Here is a 6,734-nt window from a genome sequence, read left to right on the forward strand (position 1 = left end):
TGCCAGGATCAGACCGCGACCGGGAGCCGGGCGCCGTCCTCGGAGCCTTCGATCAGATTTTCCGGCCGGTCCCGGATCATCAGCGCAATGATCGGAACGGCCGCGAGGAAGAACCCGGCGCCGACATAGAAGGCCACGTCGTAGCTGTGGATCGCGGCGCGGGCGGCCAAGTTGTCGATGGTCGGGTTGTCCTGCGCGAAGGTCTTGGCGACCTGCACCGAGATGGTGGTCAGCAGCGCCGTGCCAACCGCGCCGCCGACCTGCTGCGCCGCGTTCAGCAGCGCGGAGGCCACGCCGGAGTCCTCTTCCTCGACTTGGTGCAGCGCGACGGTCTGCATGCCGACGAACAGCGGGCCCATGCCGAGCGCGATGAGCACCTCGCCGGGCAGCACGCCGGCGGCGAAGCTGTCGCCCAAACCCAGCTGGGCCAGCAGCAGCAGGCCGATGACGCCGAGCACCGCACCGGCCACCATCAGCGGACGCGGGCCGACCTTCGGCAGCAGAGCGCTGGTGACGCCCGCGGAGATCGCGATACCCGCCGGGAAGGGCAGGAACGCGAAGCCCGCCTTCAGGGCGGAGTAGCCCAGCGTGATCTGGAAGTAGTAGCTCAGGAACAGGAACATCGCGAACATGGCGATCGGGATGAGCAGCGCGGCCAGGAATGCGCCACCGCGGTTGATCTCCCCGGGGATGTGCAGCGGCAGCAGCGGGTTCGACGAACGCCGTTCGATCGCTACGAAGGCGACGAGCAGGACCAGGCCCGCGATCAGCAGCGCCACGGTGCTGGCGGCCAGCCAGCCGTCGTCTGCGGCACGGCTGAATCCGTACACGATGGCGATCAAGCCGAGCGTCACGGTGACGGCACCGGGGATGTCATAACCTCCGGTGCGCGGGGCGGGCACGTCCTTCACCACCCAGGCCAGTGCGCCGACCAGCGCGAGCAGCGCGATGGGTGTGTTGACCAGAAGGCACCAGCGCCACGACGCGTACTCGGTGAGCGCGCCGCCCGCGATCAGGCCCAGTGCAGCGCCGCCCGCGGAAACGCCCGCGAACACGCTGAAGGCGGTGGCCCGCTCGCCCGGCTCGGTGAACGTCACCGACACCAGGGAGAGCGCGGCGGGCGCGAGCAGCGCGGCGAACGCGCCCTGCAACGCGCGCCCGGCGAACAGTTCCGCGCCGTTCTGGGCGAGACCGGCCAGGGCCGAAGCTCCGGCGAAGCCGATCAGGCCGATGAGGAAGATCCGGCGCCGCCCCAGGTAGTCGGCCAGCCGGCCGCCCAGCAGCAGGAGGCCACCGAAGATCAGCGTGTAGGCCGTGAGCATCCATTGCCGGTTGCCGTCGCTGATGTCGAGATCGCGCTGCGCGAACGGCAGCGAAATGGTCACGATGGTGGCGTCCAGCACCACCATGAGCTGGGCCGCCGCGATCACCGCCAGCGCGAGCCAGCGCGCTGAACTGGCCTTTCTCGCTGACGCGTCCACCGCAGTCGCAGTTTCCGTCACTGTCATCTCCTCGGTCGTCGATGTGCCGGACCATAGTGTCATCGGACGACATTTGTCGTCAAGAGAAAAATGTCGCGCTACGACATTTGACCGTTCCGGACAAGAAGGCGGCGAGCTGCGTTAGCATGAGGAAATGCTCGAGTCATCGGCGCCGATGGGCGCGAGCGCAGCGGCGGACAGCCCCCCAGCAACCGCAGGTCTGCGCGAACGCAAGAAGCAGCAGACCAGGTTGCGCATTATCGAGGTCGCGCTCGAGCTGTGCGACGCGCAGGGCTTCGACGCGACCACGATCGAGCAGATCGCCAACGTCGCGGAAGTCTCGCCGCGCACCATCAATCGCTATTTCGACAGCAAAGAGGCCATCATCCTTGGCCCCGTGCAGGACTTCGGGATCGCGGTCGCCGAGACGCTGCGTAATCTCCCCCGCACCGGCAACGAACTGGCAGCGTTGCGCGAAGCCTTCCTGCATGTGGTCGACCAAGCCGCCGAAGTGGGCAACACCAGCCCGATCTCGTTCCGGCGATACCAGCAGATGCGGCGGATCCTGCGCAGCAGCCCTTCGGTCAGCGCACGCAGCCTCGAGCACGCCGACGAGAAGAACACCGCCATCGCGGCGGTGCTCGCCGAGCGCCTCGGCACCGCGCCGGACGCGCGCGCCGTGCGACTCATCCTCGGAACCTGGCAACTGATCGGCACCGTCGGCATGGAGTGCACCGGCGAACTGTTCGACGATGAGGACATCGCGACTGCGTCCCGGGCCGGACGCGAAGCGTTCACCGAGACCTTCGACGAGTTCGTGCGCACCTGCTGTGTGCCCCCGAACGACGCCGACCAGTGAATTCGACGAGGGATTTCGACCGCTGACCGCGCGCCGGTTATGATGCCCGGCAGGTCATGAGCACCAGCGCCAAGCCCCGGCTCGCTGGTCGGCAACCCTCCAGCAGCGGTGGGGTGCTCCGGGTGATGACCTGGCTCCCGAGAGCCGGGAGCAAGCGCGCATCAGGAGGTCGCCGGTATGTGTCGTTGGTCACACCGTTAACCCCTGCTGTACCGGCGAACACCTCGTTTGGAGCAAACCATGAGTGAATCGACCGCGTGCGTGGCCGAGAACGCACCGGCGCAGTGGTCCTTCGCGACCGCGCAGGTCCACGGGGGCTTCCAGGGCGGCACCGGCGCATCGATGATCGCGGGCCTGTCCTCCGTACCCTGGCCCATGGGCGCGGCGAAGCCGGTGAGCACGACGTTCGCAGCCGGATCGGCCCGGTACGCCCGCGTGGCTACCATCGGCGATGTGCCTTCTCCCGTGATTCATCCCGCGTCGATGGCGCATCCTGAGCTCATGCCGGTGCAGCCGGCCTACGAAATCACTTCGCAACCGACCCGCCTCGCGGCGGAGCCCGAGGACATTCGCGCCGATCTGTGCGCCGGTTTCGCGGCGGCTGCGACGTGACCGTGGATACCGAATCGAGCGCCCGCCCCTCCACTGTCACCCTGCCGCCTCCGGATGGGGAGATCGGCATCATCCCCATCGGGGACGTCCGGCTGGAGAGTGGCGCGGTCGTTCCGGACGTGCGCCTGGCGGTGCAGCGCTGGGGGGAACTCTCCCCGGACCTGGACAATGTCGTGTTGGTCGAACATGCACTTACCGGCGATTCGCATGTCGTCGGCAAGCCGGACGCCATCCATACGCTGCCCGGCTGGTGGGACGGCATGGTCGGGCCGGGAGCGCCGCTGGACACCGACGAATGGTGCGTGATCGCGACGAACGTGCTCGGCGGCTGCAAGGGCAGCACCGGGCCGTCCAGCCCGGCGCCGGACGGAAAACCTTGGGGCGCACGGTTTCCGGAGATCTCGATCCGCGATCAAGTGACCGCGGAAGCCGCTCTGCTCGACCTGCTCCGCATCGACCGGCTCGCCGCCGTCGTCGGCGGGTCGATGGGCGGCATGCGCGTGCTGGAGTGGATGGTGGGTGCGCCGGAGCGGGTCGCCGCCGCACTGGTGCTCGCGGTCGGTGCGCGCGCCACCGCCGACCAGATCGGCACCCAGACCACGCAGATCGCGGCGATCAAGGCCGACCCAGACTGGCAGGGCGGCGACTACCACGACACCGGCCGCGCCCCGATGACGGGCATGGCCATCGCCCGGCGCATCGCGCACCTGACCTACCGCACCGAGTTCGAGCTCGACCACCGGTTCGAGAACAAACCGCAGGGCGACGAGGACCCGTGGAACGGCGGCCGCTACGCGGTGCAGAGCTACCTCGACCACCAGGCCGACAAGCTGTGCACACGCTTCGATCCGGCCACCTACGTGCTACTGACCGAGGCGATGAACCGCCACGACGTCGGCCGCGGCCGCGGCGGCGTCGAGGCGGCGCTCGCGGCGACGCCGGTGCCGTGCGTGGTCGGCGGCGTCGACTCCGACCGCCTGTACCCGCTGCGGACCCAACAGGAGCTTGCCGATCTGCTGCCCGGCTGCGACGGGCTGGAGGTGGTGAATTCCCGCGACGGGCACGACGGGTTCCTCACCGAGGCCGCAGCGGTGTCGAAGCTGCTGACCGAGACCATGCGGCTCGCTCGGGCGGGTGTGCGACCCGAACGCTGAAAATACCTCTGTTCCACGGCATTTCGCCCGGCGCGGGTGGTCGGCGTCAAGCCGCGGCGGAAACGGCCTCCTGGCCTGCCGGAGTCGCTCCTGCTAGCCGAGGTTGATGGTGGCGGCGAGGAACAGGATGCTCGAACCGAGCAGTGTCAGCGCGCCCACGTCGAAAGGCTTGCCGCGCACCGCGAGCAGACCGACCCGCGCGGTCGGCAGGCACAGCCGGAAGGCCGCGGCCAGCAAGGTCGCCCCACCGAAGATGAAGGCCCCGCGCCGCCACCGATCGGACGCGACGAACACCACCGCCACCGCGATCACCAGCGTAACGACCACCATCGGCAGATGGCAGCGCAAGAACTCCGCACCCAAGCTGCGGCGTCCGGCGCGCAGCTCCGCGGAAGGCGTGTCGGCATCGGTCACGCCCCGATTCTTGCAGACGCCCTGAGCGTCACGTGATAGGCCGCCGGCGCCGACGGTCGGTGCCGAACTCGCGTCATCACCCTGTTCTCGTGTCCCGAGGTGGTGGCGGTGCGGCAGGAATGGGCCAGTGCGGTCGGTCGAGCGGCCACCCGAAACGTATCGAGAACCGGGAGATCATTGTTCCTTCAAACGCACGCCGAATAATAACCGACTGGTAATTATTCTTACGGAACCAATTCAAGATCTTTTCCGCCGAGCACGACAGAATGATCTCGAATGCGCTATCGTTGCCGGACTACACGCGCCGCCCGACGACTCGGGCTTCAGACGCAGGACAGTCGCCGGACCCGGGGGATACACGTGGAGATGGACCAGCCATTATTCTTTCCGCGCAGCTGGCTGGAGGAAAAATTCTCCAAATGGATCGAGCGGGACGCAAAGAATCGGGTCCTCGTCGTCACCGGACCTCCCGGCACCGGGAAAAGCAGCGTGCTGCACGGATGGGCGGACCGGCTGGAGAACGACGATCGCGACGACATTTTCCTGGCCGTCGCGATCATCAGGGATCCCAACCCCAATAACCGGAGAATGGACGACTTCGCGTTCCACACCGTGCGAAACGGCTTGGCGAAAGTGTCCAGCCTGGCCTCCGACTCCACGACTCCGCACTCCTCCGGTAACCGCCGCGACTTACCTCCCGTGCATGTGCAAATGGATGTCGGAGCGATCCACGGCGGACAGGTCATCGGGCAAGCCATCGCCGACATCGCGATGCGAACGCCCGCGCAAGAAGTCCGCGAAGACCTGGTTCCCAGGTTGAGAAATCTGCCGGCGGGAAATTCTATCGTCGTCATCATCGACGGCCTGGATGAAATCAGCCGCGCCGACGCGCAGGATTTCGCCGACGCCATCACCGCACTCGCGCAGTCGGTGCACAATGCGCCGAATGAGAATTCCGGACTGGGTCGGCTGCGCTTACTACTCGCCGGACAGCCCGAATTGCCCGCGAGGCTGCGGGACTTGCGTCCGGAGACGATCGGGCTGTCGAATCCGCCGGAAGCCGATGAGGTCGAGCTCCAGAACTATGTTGGGCACTTGCTCTCGCCCGTCACCAAGGGCACCGCGAACATCGAAGCGTTGGCTCGCGAGATAGCCCACAAGGCGGAAGGCGTCTGGGTCTGGGCTTACTACGTTTCGCGGCTGATCGTCAAGGACGTCGCTGAAGGTCGCCCTGTTCCGGCGAACATCTCGACCGCTCCTGGATTACCGAACGTCTATCGCGACGCGATGTCCCGGCTCGAGCATCGCTTGCCGGTGGCGACGCGCGCGGACGTGTACGCTCTGCTCGGATTGGCGGCGGCGGCCCATGACATCCAGGCGCGCCTTCCGCTCGGCGTCGCGAGTGAAGTCATGGGGATTCCCGCCGGCGAGCTTTCGACCCTCGTGAACCACTTGAGCGCGGTCATGACGAGCGATGGCGCCGAATTGCAGTTCTATCATGGCGATTTCGCCAACTGGGTTATTCGAGGCGGAATCGATGCGGTGCGCATCGAAGACGCGCACGAAAAGCTGGCGGAAGTGCTCGCCAGGCTCGGCGGCAAGAGCTGGCTCTACAACGGGCCCTATGTACCGAACAATGCGCTGCCGCATGCGATCGCCGCCGCGGAGTACTGCGCCGGGGGTATCGGCTTCGGAGATCGAGCCCGGCGTTGCCTGGAGCTCTTGGCGGATCGTGAACGACTGATGCGGGACGGGCGTTTCCCGTGGATTCAGCACCTGATTTCGGTCGAGGAACTTTGCGCGACCGACTTGACGATTCCCGGAACCGAGACCCGGATCGGCGGACTGGCAAAGAAGCTGCAAGGGGATCTCACTTCGACAGTCGGTGAAGCACTGGCCACTCCGCTGAAAGAATCTCAGCTCGACGAATTCGAGCGGCTCCTCGACGACGGAGACGACGAACGTATTTCACGGTGGATGATCACCAACATTCCGAATTATCGAGACGTCGCCGTTCGGGAAACACGAGCATTGGCGTTGAAAGTACTGGAGGGCTGGACGCCTTCGGAGCGTCATGGTGAGTTCCATGCCAGTCTCGCGCGGTCGCTGCGGAGTCGCGCGAAACGCGGTGGCCCCGGCGCGCTGCTGGATCTGGCCGAGGCGGTCGCCGCCGCGCAACGCACGGTCGACGCCACACCGGCCGAGGACGAGAGC

General features: G+C 66.8%; 6 protein-coding genes and 1 riboswitch. Of the genes, 4 read left to right on the plus strand and 2 right to left on the minus strand.

Annotated elements, in window-relative coordinates; translation table 11 throughout:
- Positions 1–8: 8 nt before the first annotated feature.
- Entirely contained in the window at positions 9–1,508 is a 1,500-nt protein-coding gene (locus NA4_RS11485; RefSeq protein ID WP_084496989.1) for an MFS transporter, read from the minus strand.
- Positions 1,509–1,635: 127 nt separating this feature from the next.
- Here NA4_RS11485 and NA4_RS11490 point away from each other — a divergent pair, with 127 nt between their 5' ends.
- The 3 genes from NA4_RS11490 (at position 1,636) to metX (ending at position 4,106) form a co-directional block, all read left to right on the plus strand.
- Positions 1,636–2,340, plus strand: coding sequence for a TetR family transcriptional regulator (locus tag NA4_RS11490; RefSeq protein WP_067468386.1), 705 nt, complete (start codon positions 1,636–1,638; stop codon positions 2,338–2,340).
- Positions 2,341–2,392: 52 nt separating this feature from the next.
- Positions 2,393–2,503, plus strand: a riboswitch (SAM riboswitch).
- Positions 2,504–2,580: 77 nt separating this feature from the next.
- Positions 2,581–2,952: a hypothetical protein gene (locus tag NA4_RS11495; protein ID WP_157128949.1), complete on the plus strand. Its 372-nt coding sequence runs from the start codon at positions 2,581–2,583 to the stop codon at positions 2,950–2,952.
- Positions 2,949–4,106: a homoserine O-acetyltransferase MetX gene (metX, locus tag NA4_RS11500; RefSeq protein ID WP_067468406.1), complete on the plus strand. Its 1,158-nt coding sequence runs from the start codon at positions 2,949–2,951 to the stop codon at positions 4,104–4,106. Before NA4_RS11495 ends, metX begins: the two co-directional genes overlap by 4 nt.
- 93 nt (positions 4,107–4,199) lie before the next feature.
- On the opposite strand, the gene NA4_RS11505 is transcribed toward metX, so the two are convergent.
- Positions 4,200–4,436 (minus strand): DUF3017 domain-containing protein, encoded by a 237-nt coding sequence (locus tag NA4_RS11505; RefSeq protein WP_084496990.1) that lies wholly within the window; start codon positions 4,434–4,436, stop codon positions 4,200–4,202.
- A 450-nt stretch (positions 4,437–4,886) separates the two neighbouring features.
- Between NA4_RS11505 and NA4_RS11510 the strand changes: the two genes are divergently transcribed.
- Positions 4,887–6,734: DUF5663 domain-containing protein (locus tag NA4_RS11510; RefSeq protein WP_245671280.1), on the plus strand; the 1,848-nt coding region annotated here is incomplete at its 3' end.

Source organism: Nocardia amamiensis NBRC 102102 (assembly GCF_001612745.1).
GTDB classification, from domain to species: domain Bacteria; phylum Actinomycetota; class Actinomycetes; order Mycobacteriales; family Mycobacteriaceae; genus Nocardia; species Nocardia amamiensis.